The organism is Pseudoalteromonas luteoviolacea, from assembly GCF_000814765.1.
GTDB classification, from domain to species: domain Bacteria; phylum Pseudomonadota; class Gammaproteobacteria; order Enterobacterales; family Alteromonadaceae; genus Pseudoalteromonas; species Pseudoalteromonas luteoviolacea_H.
Window position 1 is genome coordinate 14,277 of record NZ_JWIC01000009.1, and the last position, 19,713, is coordinate 33,989.

Genomic DNA, 19,713 nt, shown 5'->3' on the forward strand with positions numbered 1-19,713 from the left:
AGCGATAATAGCAGAGATGTGGGTATCTGCCGAATGAATTATGTTTACTCCTCATAGCCGGTTAGGAGAAATCCCCATTTAAAATGCAGCGATTTTAACTGGCTTATCTATACTTTGCTGAATCAGGGATGCGCGGAGGTTGATATGGATTTAACACATCGTCATTATGCTAAGTGGCTACAAGGGCTGGTGGTCATATTTGGGCTCGGTTTTACTATGATTATGGCCTATATGCTGCACCTCGATCAGCAACGTTTAATATCGCAAGAGTTTAGAAGTGAATATGTTTTGCGTGTTGATTCATTCAAACAAAGTGTATTGAGCCGATTAACAACACTGCATAGCTTAGCCATTTTATTTGAAACACAGCCCTCCGCAAATAAGCTGCTTTTTAGAAAAGTATCTGCAAAGCTACTTACCACACACCCTGGGATCCAAGCTTTGGAGTGGGCGCCAAGGGTACCGCATCAGGATAGAGAGGAATTTGAGCGGCAGGGCCTCAGGAATTACACACATTTTTCCATTACAGAGCGCCAACCTAAAGGGGTGATACAAAGAGCCGATGAGCGTAAAGAGTACTACCCAGTCCAGTTTGTAGAACCAATATACGGCAATGAAATTGCACTTGGCTTTGATCTTTTATCTGATACTCGTCGGCAATCAACCATTCAGGCATCAAGAGACTTAGCTCTACCACTAGCGACTTCGAGCATTAAACTTGTACAAGATCCGAAAGAGCAACATGCATTTTTAGCTTTGCGCCCTGTGTACCTAGAACAGCCGGTGACTGTGCTGGAAAAAAGAGCGCATATTCTTGGTTTTGTGGTCGGTGTATTTAAAGTGCAAACGCTTATCATGCAATCAAAACTGGGGAAAAATGAAGGGGATATTGAATTTCTAATTGAAGATATGACTGAGTCATCTGCGGCGCAGACATTGCACCGTCATGGCGATATGACGTCGTCATTTTTACCGCATAGGATTTGGATTGAAGTGTGGGGGCGGGATTGGCGGATCAGTGCGGTACCTACAGCGCAGTTTATTCAAAGTCGAACTTCCTCGATGCCCTATATTGTATTAGTTATTGGCGTTTTATCGACGATACTCACCTTGCTTTATGTTCGCTTACTTTATCGTAAGCAAGTTGCCATTGCGCAAGCTGTACGAGCAAAAACACATGAGCTGGATAAAGCCAACGAGCGTTTGTTGGTGTTAACACAAGTAGATGGATTAACGCAGGTCTCAAATCGTCGCTATTTTGATTTGCAGCTACAAAAGGAGTGGCGTCGAGCTGTGCGTATTTCTAGTCCAATCAGTTTGCTGGTGGTGGATATAGATTATTTCAAAGAGTATAACGATCGATATGGACATGTTATGGGAGATGATTGCCTTCATCGGGTCGCACAGGCATTAAATGAACTGGCAAAACGCTCGTGTGATGTATTTGCACGTATCGGGGGAGAGGAGTTCGTATTTATTTTGCCAGATACAGAGCGAATAGATCTGTTCTCTGAAAACTGCCTTGCAGCTGTTCGGGGACTGAGGATTCACCATGAAGGATCTGAGGTCTCTAAGTTTGTGTCAGTGAGTGTGGGGGGCGCTGTCATGCGCCCAGAGACACATGAGAGTGAAGAGATATTGTTGAACCATGCTGACAGAGCGATGTATACGGCCAAAGAAGCTGGCCGTAATTGTGCACATGTGGTGGATTTGGTAAAGCCTAAACAGCCACAGCTTCCGATGAGTGTGGCTGATTAGTTTGCTGCTGGCTATGCATAAGCCAGGTGATGATTAATAAGTTACAGATAAACCAAATATCTTTAATAATAAATTGCCCTGTTCCCGTTAATAGTGTGGTTGCACTGAGCGCGCCCGGTGTTGTAAATAAAAAAGTTTGCGTGACGATAAACACGGCACCACACCCGAATACGGCAGCTCTGAGTAACAGTAAACTTTGCTGGGCAATTGCGAAAGCCAAAAGTCCAGCAAAGAATAGGTCATATATGCCAATTAAGTTTGACGCCATTTGCAGCGAAAGTACGTCATACATCCATGACATCAGAGGTGAATGAGTTAACAGCGTTTCGATGCCTTTGGCTTCAAACTCGAAGAATTTCATGCTGCCTATCCATACCAGCACTAGCGCAACAGGGAAAAAATTGAGCCATTGGTGCTGATATGCTGTAAATTTATCACGTAAAAACAGGTAAACCACAACGGGCAACAGTGCAAAGTATTTAATGATACCTTGCCCTGAGCCGATCACTGGAAATCCACCTAACGCATTTATCCAACGAGCGTCCCCCAATAAGGTGATTAAAAAGAGTATTGACAGGGCCGTGACACCGAACAGTGCCACTTTTTTTGATGCCGGTTGCTGGTAAACCAATGATGCGCTAATAATAATGATCACCCCGCCTAGCAGCTGTGCTGCAAGCATTTGTGACATGGCGTTATCGAGGGCATAAAATTGCAATACGGTGTGTACGTATCGATCATTGCCACCCAGCATCATGGATAACCCGAAAACAAAAAGGCTAAATGCCAATAGTCCGGTCACCATATTTATCAGTATTTTATGTTGCATTTGAACTTCCAATTAAAATAATTATCTCTATAGACCGCAAAGCTCAACTATATATTTCAAATCACATGATGTTACGTCACAAGTTAGAGTGTTAATTAGGCCTCCTTGTCCCAAAAGATATTTTTTATCTGTGGGCTACTGTGTTCAGTACACATTGTTAGGCTGAGTTTTAGGTGTCTTTGGTTGTAGTCTAGCGAAGGGGAGTTGTGACTGCCGTCGTCTAAGTACGCTAACGATTTTGGCTTTTGGATAAGATGGCTTGGTATTCGCCACTATGCATGATTTTTTGCATGCCATCATTGAACACTTTGAGCAGCGCAACAGAATCCTCTTTGCTTTTTGGAAATAACAGATGTAGCGTGCCGGTCATTAAAGGTGTCGTATGATAGCTGAGTTGATGTTTTTCCTGCGGATACTTTTGGTCTAATAGATACCTAGCTGGGAGCAAACCCATCGGAAAGAGATCAATTCTTCCTTTAATGAGCATAGAGAGGTTTTGTTCATCTCGGGTCATGACGTTGATGTCTAGTGAGCCTGTTTTCGCCAATTGCCAAAACTCCTGAGTATAACTGTAACCTCGCGTCGCACCGATGCGGTATTTATCTAATTCTTGTAGGGTTCGCCAAGGTGGGACAGGGTTACTTTTATTGTAAAAAAATACCGCGGTTTCTTCATATAATGCGGTACTACAAAAATAGTCTTGTTGCCTTTTGGTTGTGCAAAACCAAAAAGCGGACGCATCATAATTTATTTTTTCAGATTCCTTGAAACTGCGTGCCCAGGGCATGAAGACAAATTTAACCTGAATATCTTTTTCGGCAAATGCTTTACGGATGATCTGCGGCACAAGCCCTTGCTCAATCAGGCTTTTACCTGAGTAAGGTGGGTATTCACCAATGGTAATTGTCAAGGTTTGCGCCCGAACCGAGTGACTGCCCATAAAATAGGTCAGGGTTGAGATCACAAGGGCAAACAGTAAATAGTTGAATGGCTGCATAGGCGAAAAGTTATGTCTCGGTGCTAGTGGATGAGAGTGCTTCTATTAGCTCATGTTGCGTAAATGGCTTGGTTAAATACCCATCAGCGCCCAGCTCAAGACATTTTTGTTGGGTCGCTTCATAAGCATCGGCCGAGAGCATAATAATGCGAGTCGACTCGGACATTGACATGGTAGTAAGTAAGGCCAGTACCTCGTAGCCATTCATTTTGGGCATGTTGATATCTAGCAAGATCAAGTCAAAAGGAGGCGAGCTATTGATTACTTGCAGTGCTTCATAACCGTCGGATGCTTGTTCTATTGTGTTGCAAAAAGTATTGAGCATCTTATGGGTGATCACCAAATTCAGGGCGTTATCGTCCACCACTAATACACGATCGATGGTGGGGGTGTTGAGTTTGGGTGTTGTGGGTTCAGGTTCCTCACTTTGTGGCTGTATTTTATTTGCAGGCATAGAAATAGATACCTGTGTACCAACCCCAAGCGCTGATTCGAATTTAAGTTGGTAGTCGAGTAATTCACACAGTTGTGAAACGACTTCTAGTCCTAATCCGCTGCCGCTGACCATGCCCTCGTAAGAATTATCTTCTTGCGCATAAGCTTGAAAAATCGCGTCGACATCTTTGATTCCGACTCCAGTATCGGTGACAAAGAGGGTGCATGTTTGGTTTTGCACCAATGCTTTGACGGTCACTGACCCTGATTTTGTATATTTGATGGCATTACTGACTAAGTTACTGAGCACTTGCGTCAGCCGTACTTTATCGGTTTTCACATAGACGTGTTTGATATTGTCCGTATCGACATTGAGGTCGAGTTCTTTTTCTGTGGCTGCAGCATCATACAGCTCATGGATATGGCTGAATACATTGTCTAAAGCAACTTTTTCGATGCTGGTGGAGAGCTTTTCAGCATCGAGCTTTGCTAGGGTGAGAATGTCGTTGAGCAATGATTGAAGCTGCTCACCGCAGCTCAGTATTGTACTGATATCTTGTGCTATTTTTTCATTGCCAATCGCATTTTTTAGGGTGCCAGCAATACCGAGAATCCCAAATAATGGGGTACGAATTTCATGAGACATCCGAGCAAAAAACTGTTCTCTGGCTTCGAGCGCTTCAATGGCGCGACGCTCACTCTCTTTAAATTCTGTGATATCGATATGTGAGCCAATCATTCTCGCTGGATGGCCATCATCATTTCTTAGGATCAGCCCTTTGCAACGTATCCAGATTGTTTTGCCAGTTGCATGGGTATATCGAACAACTTGGTCATAGGGGTGATTTGGATCAGCCTTGTGCTTTTCAAAGTTATCAAGGGCCAGTTTAAGGTCGTCTAGGTTGATGATCTTATGCCATTCACTGACTTCGTGTTTTTTATTCTTTGGGTCGTACCCTAGTGTTTGCCATAATTTGGGGCTCATCCATTCTTGTTCTGGGTTATCAAGGTCCCAGTACCATAGGCCATCTAAAGATGATTCGATCACAAATTCGAATATCTCGGGATGCTCTTTAAGCTTCGCGTACAGTTCCTGCTCCAGTCTGTGCACAAAGTGTCCTCCAAAATTAAGCTGATAGCATTCTTAGTATAGTCATTACAAATGTGAGTGCAGGTTTTATGTACAACTCAGAGACCAACTTAATTAAATATTGCATGGGCATCGCCTATTGCAAGGATAATTGCGTAAAAATGACACATAAACTTCATTTTTCTCTTGTACAGTTTAATCAATTAAAGTATGCTGACCAGCTTGCTTATAAAACTCACAAAAATAAGCAGTAATATGTCTTACCTTGATCCAGTCAGTCATAGTTTTAAAGTTAGCGCCTTAATGCGTCTGTCTTGAAATTATCAATTGTACGACCATGTCATTATCATGGTTATAAATGTTGCCACCGAGTGTGGGCATTATTCAGCAGACCTTAATAAGGCATCATGTAAATAAATCTCTTTGTGCATTGTGCACGTAGAGGTATTAATATTAAAAAATGAGCGTTTTATTATGTCTTACTTATACCAAGGACAGCAGGTAGCAATTACGTTACCGGTCCAATCAATTTCTATGCATAAATGCCGTATGGCAGTAAAGCATCAATCAGGCCTAAGTTACATCGACTTTGCCAACACTGCCGATGCAAAAGGCTTTCTAAACTGGCTGGGTAAAGCGAACTAACCCAGCCAAGTCTTACATTGTGTTTTTGCCATTAACCCATTCAATGCACTTCGTAAAGCATGTTCTGGCATAAAACCAATGTGATAGGTCACTAATGCTCCCTCGCTATCTAAAATAAACAATTGTGGTGCGCTTTTTACGGTCAATGACTGCGCCAACTTATTAGGTAAGGTAGTGATGGGAAAGTGACTTTGATAACGTTTCATTGCCCTTTTTAGGGTATGTCTGTCGCCCCCTGTTGCCATCATCATTACAGCCAGTTTATGGCAATTTTTTGGCTGTTGCTCAACGAGCTGAGAGAGCAATTTATATTGCTTTTTACACCAGGTGCAATCAGGTTGTACAAGCATGATTGCCAGCACATGACCTTGGTAGACTGATAAGTAGTTTGGTGCATTTTTGGTGATTGGGGTCAGATTTAACTGGTAGAAAGGGCTTATGGCTGCAGCGCCAAAAGGCGCTACAAGTAAAAGCCAAAGTATAGAGGCCGATCTAAAAGTCATAGTCAAAGCCAAGGTATGCTTGTCTGCCTCTAAGCGGTGCATAAATATAGGTGACGTCATACCCCCCTTCGTTGTCAAACAACAGTGGCGACTGTGCATCTGCTGCTTGATTGTAATCTAGCGCATTATTCATACCTGCATATAGCTTAATGTCATTTGTCAGTGCATAGGTGACTTTAAAATCTAGCAACCCATAACTAGAGATGTCCGTGGCTTTTGGTTGTTGTGCCTGGATATCATTGAAACCCTCATAGCCATAGTCACTCAAGTCTCTGCTGGGCACAAATAGGTAATTGGCAGTGGCTGTCCATTCGGCTTGCACAAACTCTAGATTGATACTGGCGCGTTTTTCGGTGGGGGCTATGCCAAAGGAGGACTTAAATTCATCATTGTATCTGTAAGCCTCAATACTGGCACCAAGCTGAAGCTGCTCTAGTAGTTGATAGCTCAATGCGAGATCCCAAGCCCACACATCAGCCTGTTTAGACAATTGGCCTAGTACAGGGGTACCAGTTTCGTTGTGAGACAGGGTGGCTAGGTTATCGACTTGTGTATAGGCCAGTGACAATGTTGCATTGATTATGTCCGCACTGTGGTTCAGTGAATAGTTGTATCCGACAGAGCGTTCGACATCATGCACATCGACTAAGTAACCTTTTTCAGCATCTAATATCCCGTGATCGCTTTCAAAAAAAGACAGTGGTGCGCGATAGCCTTGACCTACAGATAACCGTGATGTCCAGTTTTCGTGGTGAAACCAGCGCATGTCCAGCCGTGGAGACACCAAGGTTTCATCTATTTCGTTATCAGTTACTCGATTGGCGATAAAATCTGCGGTGATGCGGTCGAAGCGTACTGCTAAGGCCAGTTCAAAATCAATGGATGGGGTATAGGTTTCCTGAATATACAAACCTGATACGGTGTAATCAAAGCTGTCAGACATATAGAGTGGGTTGTCGGCTAGTGCTGCGCTGTGACTGCGCATTTGCTCATCACGGTGATCGACTCCCAGAGTGATAAGGTGTTGGTCAGACAGTGCATAATAGAGTTTGGCACTAACAAATTGCATGTCATCTTGTGCAAAGTAATCAATGCTTTCATAGAAAGAGTCTTGAATATGCTCAACATTGGCATAACTGATATCGACAGTGAGCTTGTCATTCACACTGTGTAGCAGGGACACTAGCCACTCTGCTCTTTGAGTGTCTACCCACTCTGCCGTTTCCCAAGGTTGACCGACATAACGACCATCGACTTGGTTATCAACGAACAAACGCTCAGCTTCTCCTTGATTGACACTGGCCAACGTCTCGGCGATTGAGCTGGTAGTATCGCCAAGGACTGGGCCGCCAAATACTTCAGAGTTACTGCGGCCATAGCGCGCTTTGATAGTTGTATCGAGTGATAAATCATGGGTGAGCGTGATGGCAATGGACTGGTTGTCTAAAAGTGGAGATTCACTGACGCCATTGTGGTCACCGTCAAATTGATCACGACTGTCTTGTTGCGCAATGGCACTGATGCTGCTGCGCTCATCTTCACTGACGCCCATAGCAACCATGGATACTTTTCTATACCCATGGTTGCCGACTGCCATGTCTAGCTCAGCGGCATTTTTGGTTGGCTTTTGGGACACTAAATTCACCGTCCCGCCAATGGCTTCGGGCGCGGTCAAGGATGCACCTGCACCGCGTGCAATTTCTATGGTGCCAATGCCTGATGTCGCGATGCTATCCATACCATAAAACCCAGATAACATGGTGTGCATGGGTACGCCGTCGATCAATACATTGGTGTGTTCCCCTTTCATGCCGTTGATCATGATGCGTTTTGCGCCACACATTGAGCATTCATTGGAGACGCGGATCCCCAATGCCTTATCTATCGCCTCCGTTAAATTAGCCGCCTGCATATTTTTTAATTGCTCGGCATCTATCAGCTCTGTTCTGGCAATGCTGTCTTTTAAAATGCCACGTGCCTGCAATCGAGATTGCACACCCTGAACTTCAATATGCTCAAGCGCTGTTTTATCTGAAGTTGAAGTATTTGCGAATACGCCCGCAGTGCTAAAAAACAGACTAGTTATTAATGAAGGAGTTAGGTAATTCACGATGTCTATTTATATGATAATGATTATCATTAATGTTAATCGTTTATGTACCTCATGTGCAAGTAATAATTTATTTTTTATCCTTGTAACCAGAAAGCGCTTGATAGGGTCTATTTGTCAGTAAAAACAAATAAAAGCTAACTTTTTACAGGGCTGAAATTGGCGCAGGTCTAAATTAGGCCCTAAATTTACTAAGCGGAAGTGACAAAAAGGTGAATAAATGAACTTTTTAGCGGGATTAACGATACGACAGCGACTTTCTGTCGGGTACGGCGCTATTTTGTGTTTGATGATCATATTAACAGGGATAGGGATTAAAGACGTTAACTTTATAGATGACACCTTGGCTCAAATGACGGATGTCAATTCGGTAAAACAGCGATATGCGATTAATTTTAGAGGCAGTGTGCATGACACCGCGATAGCTATTCGAGATGTGGCAATCGCCCGCTCTGACAATGAGTTGCGCCAGTTTGAACGTGAAATCGCTGAATTAGAGCGATTTTACATTGAAGCTGAAAACAGCATGGCGCAAATGAAATCCAAGGGCGTGCCGTTTAATGATAATGAAAGACGCATTTTAAAAAGTATTGAAGACATTAAAGTCACCACACGACCTTTGGTGGCAACGATTATTGAGAAAAAGCGGGCCGGTGAAAATGTCGATGAGGCGGTACTTGAGCAAGCTCGGCCTGCCTTTATGACTTGGCTGGCGCGGATCAATGAATTTATCGACTATCAAGAAGAAGCAAATCAAATTGCTACGCCTGAGGCGCGAGCGGTCGCTGGTGGGTTTGGTCAGTTTATGATCGGTGCAACCTTACTGGCCATTGCGGTGAGCGTATTTATTGGCTTGATGATTGCGAAGAGTATACGTGAGGCTCTAGGTGGAGAAGTACGCCAAGCCGAAAAAGCTCTGTCGGCGATTTCGCAAGGGGATCTCACCCAAAGCATGTCGACGGACTATCCCAATAGCATGTTGTCAAAGTTATTTGATATGAAATTACAACTCACTGAAATTGTCTCCAAGATAGTAGGAGGATCGGCTGATTTGGCTGAGCAAGCGAAGGTGGTGTCATCAGGCTCAGATGATATTTATGCAGCGGCACAGCAACAGGCCTCTTTAACGCAGCAAACGGTGGTGCGGCTAGATCACCTGCGTAGCAGTATTGATCATGTCAGTGAATTAACTGCGAAAACAGAAGAAAACTCAGAGTCCACGGTTGAGTTTGCAGATAAAGGCCGTGATGCCATTGCTGCCAGCGCTGCGGAAATTGTACGTATTGCTGAGACGGTTAATGGGACGGTTGCACAGATCAAGAAATTGGAAGCCAATACGGAGCAAATTGGCGGGATTGCCAACGTGATCAGCGGTATCTCAGAGCAAACTAACTTATTGGCATTGAATGCAGCGATTGAAGCGGCGCGTGCTGGTGAGTCGGGGCGTGGTTTTGCTGTTGTAGCTGATGAGGTGAGGCAGCTTGCGAAGCGCACTGGTGAAGCGACTGCGCAAATAGAAGCCATGATTGGTGAAATTCAAAAAGAAACTTCGGCTTCAGTTGAGGCGATGGAGCAAACTCAGCCTCAAGTTGAAAATGGCAAAGCACTTATTCAAGAAGCAACAGAGCTACTGCAAAGCATTGATGCCCAAGCCAGCGACTCGTTGCAGCGGGTGAGGGAAGTCGTACAAGCCAGTGCCGATCAAGTGGGGGCAATCTCTGAAGTGTCTGAGGCGATGAACTCGATTGCGTCGATGTCAGATAACGCAATTGAAGTCACAGAAACCAATCGAGATGCGACGCAAAAGTTAGATGCATTATCTGCCGGGATGCGCAGCGCTATTAGCTTTTTTAAAGTGCGTTAGCATCAACATGGTTCATCGATAGGGTAAGGGGTTGCTGTACTTATCTTTCATAATTGTATAGAGCGTGGAGAAGCAAACGACGATGTTTCAACTCGTATATATCAGTAAGGCAAAAAATCGACTAAGTGAGCCTGACTTGCTCAAAATGATGGCAAGCTTCAGAGCGCGAAATACCACGAATGGGATCACTGGGCTACTTTTATATGATGGCAAAGGGACGTTTATCCAACTGCTTGAAGGTGAGCTAAATGCGGTTCAGGATTTATATTCATGCATTTGCCAAGACCCCCGTCATGAAAGGATCAATAAGTTGCATGAGCAAACGGTTGAAAAACGACTGTTTGCACAGTGGCAAATGGGGTTTAAGCGATTAGACACATGCGACATTGTGGAGCATGAGGGATTATCTGAGTTTTTAAACCAAGAAAACGGTTTTGACTATTTAAATCAGAACCCTGAGTTTTCAATTCAGCTTTTACATTATTTTAGACAGTGCTGAGAAGCTTGAAACTGCATAACTAAACCAAAAGGTGTTGATTATGAATCAACTAAAAATTGCACACCGTATCTATTTAATGAGTGGTATTCAGCTCGCGATGCTGCTGTTGGTCAGTACCATCGCCTTGGTGCAAATGGCCAAAATAGGATACGAGCTAATTGATATTGCTGAAGAGGATATTCCACTCAATAACTTCCTTACCCAAATTACAGAGCATCAATTGGAGCAGGCCATTCTACTGGAACGTATGTTGTTGTATAAATCACTGGCTGACAGTGGCCACACCGAATATAACGATAAAGTACGTCAGCTTGAGCAACAGCTAGTGACGTCCGTGGATAAAGTGGGTAAAGAAATCAAAGATACTCGGGCCTTCGCGACAGAAGCTATTACTCTGGCGCATTCTCAAGAAGCGGCTAAAAAGTTTAAGCAAGTGCAGCAAGAGCTGGATGTGGTAAGCAAGCATTATGCAAAAGCCAGTCTTGATATCAATGCGCTTTTGGGGCAGTTATCACAAAAAACACTCATTGAGTTGATGCCGCAAGTGAGGCTCATTGAGCAGGAAGAAGATCAATTAAAAGACGAGTTAATTGCCCTCCTTGCTGATGTTCAAGCGTTTACCCAAAAAGCAACGCACCAAGCAGAGCATGATGAAATTTTAGCGATTAAGTTAATCTCTGTGGCTGCGATTGTGGCTGTGGTGATTGCACTTATCGTCGCGCTGTCTATTGGCCGTTCTATCACACAACCCATTGAGGCGTTGATTTTAAGGCTTAAGTCGATAGCCAGTGGTGATGGTGATTTGACCGTGATGCTGGATGAGTCCGCAAAAGACGAAACGGGCACTATGGCAAAAGAGTTCAATAAATTTGTTTCTGGGCTGCGTGCCACCATTCAAAGCACCAATGACGTGGTAAGAAGCCTAGGCAGCTCCTCAGAATTGGCCATGAATGTGATGCGTCAAACAGAGCAAAGTGTAACAGAGCAGAAGAATCAAACAGAGATGGTGGCCGCCGCTGTGTATGAAATGACCACGACGACTCAGGACATGTCAAAAAGTACAGCGCACGCGGCTGAAGCCACGGCAAAGGTGCGCGAAAAAGTGAATTCAGGAAAAAGCATCGCAACGCAAACTAATCAAATCATCGAAAACTTAGTCTCAGAGCTTAATCTTGCGTCAGATGAAATAGGCGAGTTGGTGGAAGAAACCAACAATATCAGCTCGGTGTTGGAAGCGATCCAAAGCATCTCTGAGCAAACGAATTTGTTGGCACTCAATGCCGCCATTGAAGCGGCAAGGGCCGGTGAGAGTGGGCGAGGGTTTGCAGTGGTTGCCGATGAAGTGCGCACGCTTGCCACGCGCACTCAGTCATCGACAGCAGATATTCAAGACTTGTTAGATCGCTTAAAAACGGAAGCCAATAAAGTGGTGAGTAGTATGGAAAAAGGCAAAACCAGTGCCCATAACTGCTATCAAAAAAGTGAGCAGACGCAGCAAATGCTGGATGAGGCCTCTGAATCGATTGAGCAAATTAATGACTTAAATGCACAAATCGCCACAGCAACAGAAGAGCAGTCTATGGTTGCGGTAGATATTGATAAAAACATAAATAATATTAATGATTTGGCAAAGGAAACGGCACAAGGGGCGAGTGAAACCGCCGATGCAAATCATAATATTGCCAAACGCATTATTGATTTACATACCAACTTTAATCGTTTTGTGACCTAATTGAGCAGGATATTTTATCGAGTTGTCATTTTATGTTCACTAATTGCTTTTTATAGTGAGAATTCGCAGCATGGGAGCAAAATAATGAATGACAACAAGACGGGGCATATTTTACTGGTGTGTCTCATTTGTTTGATACTCGATCAGGGCACAAAGTGGTGGGCAAGCGATAGTTTAGTGGCATGGCAAATGACCAGCTATTTAGGGGACATGGTCCGCATAGGCTATACCGAAAACCTAGGGGTATTTTTATCGTTGGGCGCGGAGTTATCAGCCACTCAACGATTGGTTTTATTTGTCGGGGTGATAGGTTTATTCCTATTGGCGTTGCTCGGCTATATGCTTAAAAGCCATGACTTATCAAAACGCCAACTGACAGCATTGACGCTGATATTTGCTGGTGGCTTGGGTAATTTACTCGATCGCATTTTCAATCAAGGTGCGGTGATTGATTTCATTAGCCTTGGGATAGGTTCACTGCGTACCGGCGTGTTTAATATTGCTGATATCGTTATTTTGCTGGGGGCCATGATGATTATGGTGTGTACCCCCTTTCAGTCTGTGCACAACAAATAGGGATAGTTGGGCAAGATGATGTCAGGGTGTCGTAAATATCCAATTTTGCTGTGATGAATCGGCGTAAGCTCCTAAATAGCTAATCAATAGGAGCAATCTATGATATCTCAAACTGACCTTTTCACACATTATACATTTATACCATCCGCATTGGCGACTCTGGGGGAATCAGCAGAGCAGATTATTCCTGATGCCACAGTGCACTTAATTCGCCTTTATGTATCGAAAATTAATGGCTGCCAGTATTGTCAAAGCATGCACGCAGAAGCTTTGAAAAACGGTGTTACAAGAGACGTGTTCGATCAAATGCATAGAGCGCTGACTGGATCAGAGCTGTCGTTACTTAGCCCTTTTGATCAGGCTGCTTTGCAACTTGCCGGCGCGGTGACTAAGTCCTTGCCATTTGAGATGGAGGCTAAGTCGCAGCGACCATTAACACAAGTACAGCAACTGGCTGTGATAGGGCTGGCGTTACAGATCAACAACTGGAACCGTATCGCAATCGGGTTTAATTTTTAACTTGTAAGGCAAGTTGCGAGAGCTCGGAAATGTGGTTGGTGTGTGTTTGTGTGACGTTTAATTGCTTTGTATATTGCCAAGCGCCATCACAAAGGTCTCGATAATATAGCTCAGCGTGCCCTGTACGCCAATGGGGATTTAGTAGGATATCCAGTTTCATATAGTGACAAGCGGCGTTTTGGTGATGTGAACCTGCGTGAGTATGCTGGCCCAAGAGATTGGCGGCAATCTGTTTGGTTCCAGATGTATATCGGTAATGAAATTCGCCATTGAGATGAAACATCAGTGCGGTTTCGCTGCACGGAGCAGGAAACATTTTTGCCCGCCCTGATAGCGTTTTGTCAGGTGTATAAACCAGCATTGATACTTGGCACTGGGGCGCATGTGGTTTGAGGCCAATTAAGTAGTTAATTAGAAATAATCCGTTGATACCACATTGTGTCATTTGCATACCTGTGTTCACCGTGCGAAAGATCAAGCACACTGCTGTGTATTTTGCAGTCGTGTGCTTTTAATCTAGAGTGCTTCGTGGCGTTATGCCATTACAGTACATTACAGAATTGAATTTTGTATGTAACCACTTACTTATGATGAATAGAACACGATGAAAGCTGCTGGTACCGCAACGCCAGCCAAGACTAACAGGCCTCTTGGACCTAAAACACCGCGCTTTCCTTTGACCATGAACAGTGCCGATAGGGCTAAATAAATCAGTAAGATGGCATAAAAATCAGAAAACCACATCCATGCAGCCCGTGCTTCATTGAGGTGGAGAAAATTCAGTTGTCGCAGCAAAAATCGTGGTTTTACTTGTTCAATTAACACTTCATTTTGTTGGGGGTACAAATAGAGTGTGGTGTCTTTTTCTAAAAATAGCTTGTAAGTTGTTTGGTCTTGCCAAAAACGTGCTTTTATTTTGTCTTCTAAGCGCAGTGCCGTTAGCAGTGTTGATTCAAATTCGTCGGTTTCTATGTCAACGCCAGAGAGTGGTATGGTATGGCTAGTACGGGTCACTTGATAGTTAGAGTTAAACTGATGTATATGATTCAACGCGATCCCCGAAATAGCAAACACCAAAGTCATACCAATACAAAAATACCCAATATCTCGATGCAGGCTACGGTTGAGTTTAAACCACGACATGGCGCCACCTAGTCTTCAATGGTCACAGCGACTGGCGCAAAAAGGTGTAATACTTGTGCGGTCTCAACGGGCGCTAAGTTTTGTGCTTTACGCCTTTGATTTGTTTGCTTAAGGGTAAGGGGGTGTATTTTTAAAGTACCCGTGGCGAACGCGGTTTTACCTTGTGCTGTCATCGGAAAGACCATATCGCCATCACGCACTTTGACGCGCAAAGTTTGAAATTTTTTATCACTGGCCAATTGCATCCAACAACCGCGCTTTTGGCATACTCGTGTCACTGTGCCCTTAATCGTCACGGGCTCTGTCGTGTATTTTTGTGCGTCATTTAAGAGTGTAGAAATAGGGATTAACTTGCTCATATCCGCGCCGCCATTGTATGTTTTAGCAAGCGCCGCTTGGCTCAACACCAGCGTACCGATCATCATTATTGGGGCCAGAACCGCTTTCATATCTTTTCCTTAATCTGAATGTATTCGCTAGAACAATACGTTACGACAAAATTGACGGCGTTGGAATATTGTTCACGCTATTTTTCTAGGTAAATAGTACCGATTTATTTATAACTTTTAGTTATTTGGTTATTGCTTTGAGCGCTTAGTTTAATTATTCTAGCCCTTCATTTCAAATGCGATTCATTATTATTATCATTTAAGGTTTATAAGGACATGAAATTTACACGCTCGGCGCTTTCTCTGGGTTTACTATATGCATTAGGCACAATGGAGGCGTTTGCCAACGCTGCAAAACCCAACAACATTGAAGATGTGATAGAAGTCCACGGACATAAGTTATCTGTGATTAATAAAGATGCAGCAGGGTCGGTGACGGTATTGGACAGTGAAGCTATGGCACGTCGTCAGCAGGCTGAATTGACACAAATATTGCGAGAGATCCCTGGAGTTGAATTAACCGGTAGTGCTGCGCCTTTGGCTGCACAACCCAGTATCCGTGGTCTGTACGGTGAACGGATCCATATCTCAGTTGACAATGTAAAACGTAAAATTGAGTCTGATGGCGGCAGTAACCTTGCGTCCATTAATAGTTTAGGTGTGGATCCAAGTCAGTTAAAGCAGGTGCAAGTTTTGCGTGGTGCGGACTCGCTGACGGTGGGGTCCGGTGCCATTGGAGGTAGTATTCGTTTAACCACTAAAGATGCCAGTGATTACTTAAATGGAGCATACGGGTTTGGTTCTCATGTGAGTGCGACGCATCAAACCAATGGTGATAGCAATCAACTTACAGGCACTTTGTTTGCTTTATCTGAGCATATGGATACGGTAGTGCACCTCAGTACGGTGCGCTATTCTGATGTCGATGTGGTCGGGAACACCGAGCAAGACAGTGAAGCGCAGGCAATAACAGAGGCTGCCAAATTAAACACCATTAAAAATGATTCAGAGCGACAAAATATCGCGCTCAAGAACATGTGGTTTATTGATAACGCGCACAGTGTACAGAGTAAGATTGATTGGTCTAAAACGCGCTCCAATGATCAGCCCTATAACTTAAGTGCGCGTTTGGGATTGATGTATCCGACACTGTCAAAAAATTTCAGTAATGATTACTTAGAGATTGCATCGACTTATGTCTATCAGCCTGACAACCCTTATATTGATTTTGACGCACAATTTGTCTACTCAGATAAATCCTATGACGACCATACCTTAGGCTATATTATCCGACGTGGTCAGCAGGTAGACTTCTCTGGGAGTAAATATGGAAACTCTAAACGTTACGGTGCCCGACTCGCAAACCTATTTGACTTAAGTGCGTCTTTTGACCATCAAATCGCAGTTGAATTTAACTATGACTTTGAACAGTTTGAGCAGTCTGAGTTTGATGAAAATCAGATCAGAACATCTGAATACGGTGAAAGTGATGCGCACAATATTTCGTTATCAGTGATCGATCAAGTGTCGCTTGTGGACGATGATATCTTGATAACAGCAGGCCTGCGTTATGATGGCTACAAGCGCAGTAGTGACGTGTATACCCAATATGACGACCATGATGATGACGCGCTATCCAGTGAATTGGGTGTGACATTAAAAGTCACCGACTACTTTAATTTTTACATCAAATATGCGGAGGCATTTCGTGCCCCGAGTGTACAAGAGTTGTATAAGAAACGAGAGTGGCGCTGCCATATCGGTGGCAAATTTTGCTACAACGAGCCGCAACCTGATCTCAAACCTGAGGAATCTGAAAACCTAGAAGGTGGATTTGGTCTCTTTTTAGATGAGATGAGTTGGGGAGGTAAGTTCGAGCTAAAAGCCCTTTATTTTGACAATAGCATTAAAAACTTTATCGATAATGTGCCGTTTATGTACTATCTCGATGCTCAGGGAGTAAAGCAACCCGGTGCGCCCGGACCAAAGCCTGCTAATGGCGTGCCTGTTGCAACGCATAGAGACTACAGTGCCAAAAACATTGGTAAATTAGTGAGCCGAGGGTGGGAAGTTGAAATGCATTATGAGTTAGGGAAATTGAGCGGGTACCTCGGTTATTCAGCCATTGATATGGATGCCTATGGCGTGCCTAACTTTTTTCTAGGAACAATTGAAACAGACAAGCAAGCATATTCTGAAGCGCCGGCAGATAAACTCAATGTACATTTGCAGTATGCCCTATTTGAAAACTTTGATGTGGGTGCACAAATGCTGGCTTACCGCACGCAAACACGACTAACAGAGGATTATTTAGAGCGTGGCTACGGTACCGAATCGTACCAGGTTTACAACTTGACTGCTAAATACCAAGGTACAGGCAGTTTTTCAGATTTAGTGGTGCGCATGGGGGTCGATAATGTCACTGATGAGCGTTACGTGCGAGCACCTGCCGGAGAAGCAAGCGATCCGAGTGAGCTGGGCCGAAACTATAAATTAACGCTCAGTTATACTTTCTAAATCAGCAATTGGCTTATCTGCATTCAGGGATAAGCCTGTTATACATTTAGTTGGTGCTGATAGGTGGGTAAGAAGGGCGCGTGAGTACATAAGTCAGCACGGCAATCTCTATCACCGCGACCAATACCAGCACATACCAAGGGGCTGCTGTGAAACACAAGATAATATACCCAATCAACATGCCCAGCCCTGCACCCCATTTCCCTTTTGGTGGCACGACTTGATATTTTCGCCAAGCAACGAGTGAAGGACCAAATTTGGGGTGAGTAAGCAGCCAGTGTTCAAACTTGGGTGAAGAGCGAGAGAAACAGGCCAGTGCTAAGATGAAAAAAATAGTGGTGGGCATAACAGGCAGCGCCATGCCTATAAATCCGAGGCCAACAAAAATAATGCCTGCTGCATGTAACCAGAAACAGCGGTTAAAAAGCTTTTTCATAATGAGCTGTTTCTCCTTTTTACAAGTATCGCCTAATCAATTGTGAAGCAGGTTAAGTTGGTCAAGATAAGTGTGTACACATGCGGTATTTTAACAGCAGTTGCTTTTCCATTATAGACGAAAAATGCAGTAAATTATGCAATAGAGGGGAGATTATTGTATGGAGAGACCATGAAAATAGTGTGTATTTTCATGGTCTTTGAGATGAGTTTAGAAGTAGTAACCGATGTTAATATTAAAGCGTCGCTCTACGTCATCACTTTGTCCTGATAGCGTGCCACCAACAAAAGGTTGGTTCTTTGCATGCACTAAATCAATGTATGAAAAGATAGGGCCTGCTGTGACGGCTACGCCAGTGACATTCATCCATGAATTAGCGGAATCATCCGATTTGTTATAAATGGTGCCAAAATCATTGTACAGTTGCAGGTGCGTGATTGGGCCGTAGTTTACTGACAAGTTGTAAGCAATGTTTGCGCTTGTTGATGTCGCTTCGGTTGGCATCGTGTCATAAGTGGCATTGGCTGCGATAGCAATGCGTTGACTCGCGTCGATTTGATAGTCGTATTGACTGTGTTGGAATTGCAGATTCCAGTTGCCAATATTACTGTTAATATGGAACGCCCAAGCATGGTAATCACCGGCACTGTATTGACCATCGTGAAGACCACCTGATAGTGCTGATACACCAATCGCAGTTGACCCAGCTGTGTGATCTACATGATATGCGTAACGTGCAACAAAGGTGTTGTGCTCGCCAAGCTTAGCTGCCGGTTCATCATAAATGCCTTCGTCATTGGCGCGAACACCTACGATGTCGATGGAATATCTGTCTTTACGGTCTTCCACATAACCGTCGACACCACCGAGCTCATCATTTTTGAAAAAGCCCAGATCTAGCTGCCAGTTGTCAGCTACGTGTCTGCGCATCACCAAACCCATGTCATAATCGTCTTCCAGTCCAAGGTAATAATTTGGACTCATGAAAAAGCTATGTGAGTTATATGGGTCATTCCCAAAAGGCACTTGGGTTAAGCCTAGTTGTGCTTGCCATTGTGGTGTAACGTCGTAATCAAGGTAGGCGTATTTAACCGCAGTCATATAGTCAAAAAAGCGGATCTCAGCATTTAGGCCAATATCAGCAATTTCACCAGAGAAGTTAAAACGGAATACGTCAAAGTCTAAGTCACCACCTCGGTTTTTAGTATCTTCATCGTATGAATTTGTTGAGTAATTTACACGTATCGCTCCACCCACTTTAATGCCTGACTCAGGGCTGTCTGCCTCAACAGTGTCAGCGGATTGTTTAGCTTCTAATTGTTGAATTTTTCGCTCTAATTTTTCGAGCTGTTGTTTCAACTCGCTAAGCTCATTATCGGCTGAAAATGCGTGTGGCGTAGTCGCTAAAAGTGCGCCACTTAAGGCTAATGCCTGTCGAGTACTTCTTGACATTGATTAGAATATCCAAGGGGTGAAAATTAACAAAGGCGCAAGACTAACGCACAATATTTATGTGTGCAAATTGGGGAAAATTGCAATTTTTTATGGTTTGTAATTGGTTTGTATCGCTGTGGTGAAAAGGAATGAGGTTTGTCAGAAGAGTGCTTAAATTTTGTTATTCAAAAGTCAGTGCTAGATTGGGGGTGATTACATAATTGTACTTTATAATCA

18 protein-coding genes are annotated in these 19,713 nt (G+C 43.8%); 8 read left to right on the plus strand and 10 right to left on the minus strand.

Going from position 1 to position 19,713, the window contains the following annotated elements; genetic code table 11:
• Positions 1–144 precede the first annotated feature (144 nt).
• Entirely contained in the window at positions 145–1,758 is a 1,614-nt protein-coding gene (locus JF50_RS26440) for a CHASE domain-containing protein (RefSeq protein WP_052262616.1), read from the plus strand.
• On the opposite strand, the gene JF50_RS20825 is transcribed toward JF50_RS26440, so the two are convergent.
• The 3 genes from JF50_RS20825 to JF50_RS20835 form a co-directional block, all read right to left on the minus strand.
• Positions 1,721–2,587: a DUF417 family protein gene (locus JF50_RS20825; RefSeq protein WP_039611305.1), complete on the minus strand. Its 867-nt coding sequence runs from the start codon at positions 2,585–2,587 to the stop codon at positions 1,721–1,723. The two genes, JF50_RS26440 and JF50_RS20825, sit on opposite strands and share 38 nt — an antisense overlap.
• A 229-nt stretch (positions 2,588–2,816) precedes the next feature.
• Entirely contained in the window at positions 2,817–3,497 is a 681-nt protein-coding gene (locus JF50_RS20830; RefSeq protein WP_160290505.1) for a substrate-binding periplasmic protein, read from the minus strand.
• A 97-nt stretch (positions 3,498–3,594) separates the two neighbouring features.
• Positions 3,595–5,130: a PAS domain-containing hybrid sensor histidine kinase/response regulator gene (locus tag JF50_RS20835; RefSeq protein WP_039611307.1), complete on the minus strand. Its 1,536-nt coding sequence runs from the start codon at positions 5,128–5,130 to the stop codon at positions 3,595–3,597.
• A 453-nt stretch (positions 5,131–5,583) separates the two neighbouring features.
• Here JF50_RS20835 and JF50_RS27280 point away from each other — a divergent pair, with 453 nt between their 5' ends.
• The gene (locus JF50_RS27280) at positions 5,584–5,754 is read left to right on the plus strand and encodes a hypothetical protein (RefSeq protein ID WP_155401336.1); all 171 of its coding nucleotides are present in this window, start codon (positions 5,584–5,586) and stop codon (positions 5,752–5,754) included.
• Here JF50_RS27280 and JF50_RS26445 read toward each other — a convergent pair.
• Complete coding sequence (locus tag JF50_RS26445) at positions 5,751–6,257, minus strand: TlpA family protein disulfide reductase (protein WP_052262619.1); 507 nt, start codon at positions 6,255–6,257, stop codon at positions 5,751–5,753. The genes JF50_RS27280 and JF50_RS26445 overlap by 4 nt on opposite strands.
• Complete coding sequence (locus JF50_RS20845) at positions 6,247–8,367, minus strand: TonB-dependent receptor plug domain-containing protein (RefSeq protein WP_235423490.1); 2,121 nt, start codon at positions 8,365–8,367, stop codon at positions 6,247–6,249. The genes JF50_RS26445 and JF50_RS20845 overlap by 11 nt, the downstream gene beginning before the upstream one ends.
• Positions 8,368–8,587: 220 nt before the next feature.
• On the opposite strand from JF50_RS20845, the gene JF50_RS20850 reads away from it, so the two are divergent.
• The 5 genes from JF50_RS20850 (at position 8,588) to JF50_RS26450 (ending at position 13,557) form a co-directional block, all read left to right on the plus strand.
• Positions 8,588–10,231, plus strand: coding sequence for a methyl-accepting chemotaxis protein (locus JF50_RS20850; protein WP_039611308.1), 1,644 nt, complete (start codon positions 8,588–8,590; stop codon positions 10,229–10,231).
• Between the two features lie 82 nt (positions 10,232–10,313).
• On the plus strand, positions 10,314–10,730 hold the full coding sequence (locus JF50_RS20855) for a BLUF domain-containing protein (protein ID WP_039611427.1): 417 nt from the start codon (positions 10,314–10,316) through the stop codon (positions 10,728–10,730).
• Positions 10,731–10,770: 40 nt separating this feature from the next.
• The gene (locus JF50_RS20860) at positions 10,771–12,462 is read left to right on the plus strand and encodes a methyl-accepting chemotaxis protein (protein ID WP_052262623.1); all 1,692 of its coding nucleotides are present in this window, start codon (positions 10,771–10,773) and stop codon (positions 12,460–12,462) included.
• A gap of 84 nt (positions 12,463–12,546) precedes the next feature.
• On the plus strand, positions 12,547–13,038 hold the full coding sequence (gene lspA / locus JF50_RS20865) for a signal peptidase II (protein WP_039611309.1): 492 nt from the start codon (positions 12,547–12,549) through the stop codon (positions 13,036–13,038).
• Positions 13,039–13,137: 99 nt separating this feature from the next.
• Positions 13,138–13,557 (plus strand): carboxymuconolactone decarboxylase family protein, encoded by a 420-nt coding sequence (locus JF50_RS26450; RefSeq protein ID WP_052262625.1) that lies wholly within the window; start codon positions 13,138–13,140, stop codon positions 13,555–13,557.
• On the opposite strand, the gene JF50_RS20875 is transcribed toward JF50_RS26450, so the two are convergent.
• The 3 genes from JF50_RS20875 to JF50_RS20885 all read right to left on the minus strand — a co-directional run bounded on the left by JF50_RS20875 (position 13,547) and on the right by JF50_RS20885 (position 15,149).
• Positions 13,547–14,008 carry a DUF1842 domain-containing protein gene (locus tag JF50_RS20875; RefSeq protein WP_039611310.1) on the minus strand — a complete coding sequence of 154 codons (462 nt, stop codon included), beginning with the start codon at positions 14,006–14,008 and terminating at the stop codon, positions 13,547–13,549. The two genes, JF50_RS26450 and JF50_RS20875, sit on opposite strands and share 11 nt — an antisense overlap.
• 134 nt (positions 14,009–14,142) lie before the next feature.
• Positions 14,143–14,700, minus strand: a complete 558-nt coding sequence (locus tag JF50_RS20880; RefSeq protein ID WP_039611311.1) for a PepSY-associated TM helix domain-containing protein — start codon at positions 14,698–14,700, stop codon at positions 14,143–14,145.
• An 8-nt stretch (positions 14,701–14,708) separates the two neighbouring features.
• Positions 14,709–15,149: a DUF4920 domain-containing protein gene (locus JF50_RS20885; protein ID WP_039611312.1), complete on the minus strand. Its 441-nt coding sequence runs from the start codon at positions 15,147–15,149 to the stop codon at positions 14,709–14,711.
• Positions 15,150–15,365: 216 nt separating this feature from the next.
• Between JF50_RS20885 and JF50_RS20890 the strand changes: the two genes are divergently transcribed.
• Positions 15,366–17,606, plus strand: a complete 2,241-nt coding sequence (locus JF50_RS20890; protein ID WP_039611313.1) for a TonB-dependent receptor domain-containing protein — start codon at positions 15,366–15,368, stop codon at positions 17,604–17,606.
• A 46-nt stretch (positions 17,607–17,652) separates the two neighbouring features.
• Here JF50_RS20890 and JF50_RS20895 read toward each other — a convergent pair whose 3' ends face one another.
• Together JF50_RS20895 and JF50_RS20900 are read right to left on the minus strand one after the other, a co-directional pair.
• Entirely contained in the window at positions 17,653–18,042 is a 390-nt protein-coding gene (locus JF50_RS20895) for a YbaN family protein (RefSeq protein ID WP_039611314.1), read from the minus strand.
• A 210-nt stretch (positions 18,043–18,252) separates the two neighbouring features.
• Complete coding sequence (locus JF50_RS20900; RefSeq protein ID WP_039611315.1) at positions 18,253–19,494, minus strand: hypothetical protein; 1,242 nt, start codon at positions 19,492–19,494, stop codon at positions 18,253–18,255.
• Positions 19,495–19,713 lie beyond the last annotated feature (219 nt).

Bases quoted from the DNA above. Each gene is read 5' to 3' on its own strand.
- JF50_RS20850 (WP_039611308.1), top strand. From the start codon at position 8,588: ATGAACTTTTTAGCGGGATTAACGATACGACAGCGACTTTCTGTCGGG.
- JF50_RS20895 (WP_039611314.1), bottom strand. From the start codon at position 18,042: ATGAAAAAGCTTTTTAACCGCTGTTTCTGGTTACATGCAGCAGGCATT.
- JF50_RS26450 (WP_052262625.1), top strand. From the start codon at position 13,138: ATGATATCTCAAACTGACCTTTTCACACATTATACATTTATACCATCC.
- JF50_RS20900 (WP_039611315.1), bottom strand. From the start codon at position 19,494: ATGTCAAGAAGTACTCGACAGGCATTAGCCTTAAGTGGCGCACTTTTA.
- JF50_RS26445 (WP_052262619.1), bottom strand. From the start codon at position 6,257: ATGACTTTTAGATCGGCCTCTATACTTTGGCTTTTACTTGTAGCGCCT.
- JF50_RS20890 (WP_039611313.1), top strand. From the start codon at position 15,366: ATGAAATTTACACGCTCGGCGCTTTCTCTGGGTTTACTATATGCATTA.
- JF50_RS27280 (WP_155401336.1), top strand. From the start codon at position 5,584: ATGTCTTACTTATACCAAGGACAGCAGGTAGCAATTACGTTACCGGTC.
- JF50_RS20825 (WP_039611305.1), bottom strand. From the start codon at position 2,587: ATGCAACATAAAATACTGATAAATATGGTGACCGGACTATTGGCATTT.
- JF50_RS20885 (WP_039611312.1), bottom strand. From the start codon at position 15,149: ATGAAAGCGGTTCTGGCCCCAATAATGATGATCGGTACGCTGGTGTTG.
- JF50_RS20875 (WP_039611310.1), bottom strand. From the start codon at position 14,008: ATGCAAATGACACAATGTGGTATCAACGGATTATTTCTAATTAACTAC.
- lspA (WP_039611309.1), top strand. From the start codon at position 12,547: ATGAATGACAACAAGACGGGGCATATTTTACTGGTGTGTCTCATTTGT.
- JF50_RS20860 (WP_052262623.1), top strand. From the start codon at position 10,771: ATGAATCAACTAAAAATTGCACACCGTATCTATTTAATGAGTGGTATT.
- JF50_RS20880 (WP_039611311.1), bottom strand. From the start codon at position 14,700: ATGTCGTGGTTTAAACTCAACCGTAGCCTGCATCGAGATATTGGGTAT.
- JF50_RS26440 (WP_052262616.1), top strand. From the start codon at position 145: ATGGATTTAACACATCGTCATTATGCTAAGTGGCTACAAGGGCTGGTG.
- JF50_RS20855 (WP_039611427.1), top strand. From the start codon at position 10,314: ATGTTTCAACTCGTATATATCAGTAAGGCAAAAAATCGACTAAGTGAG.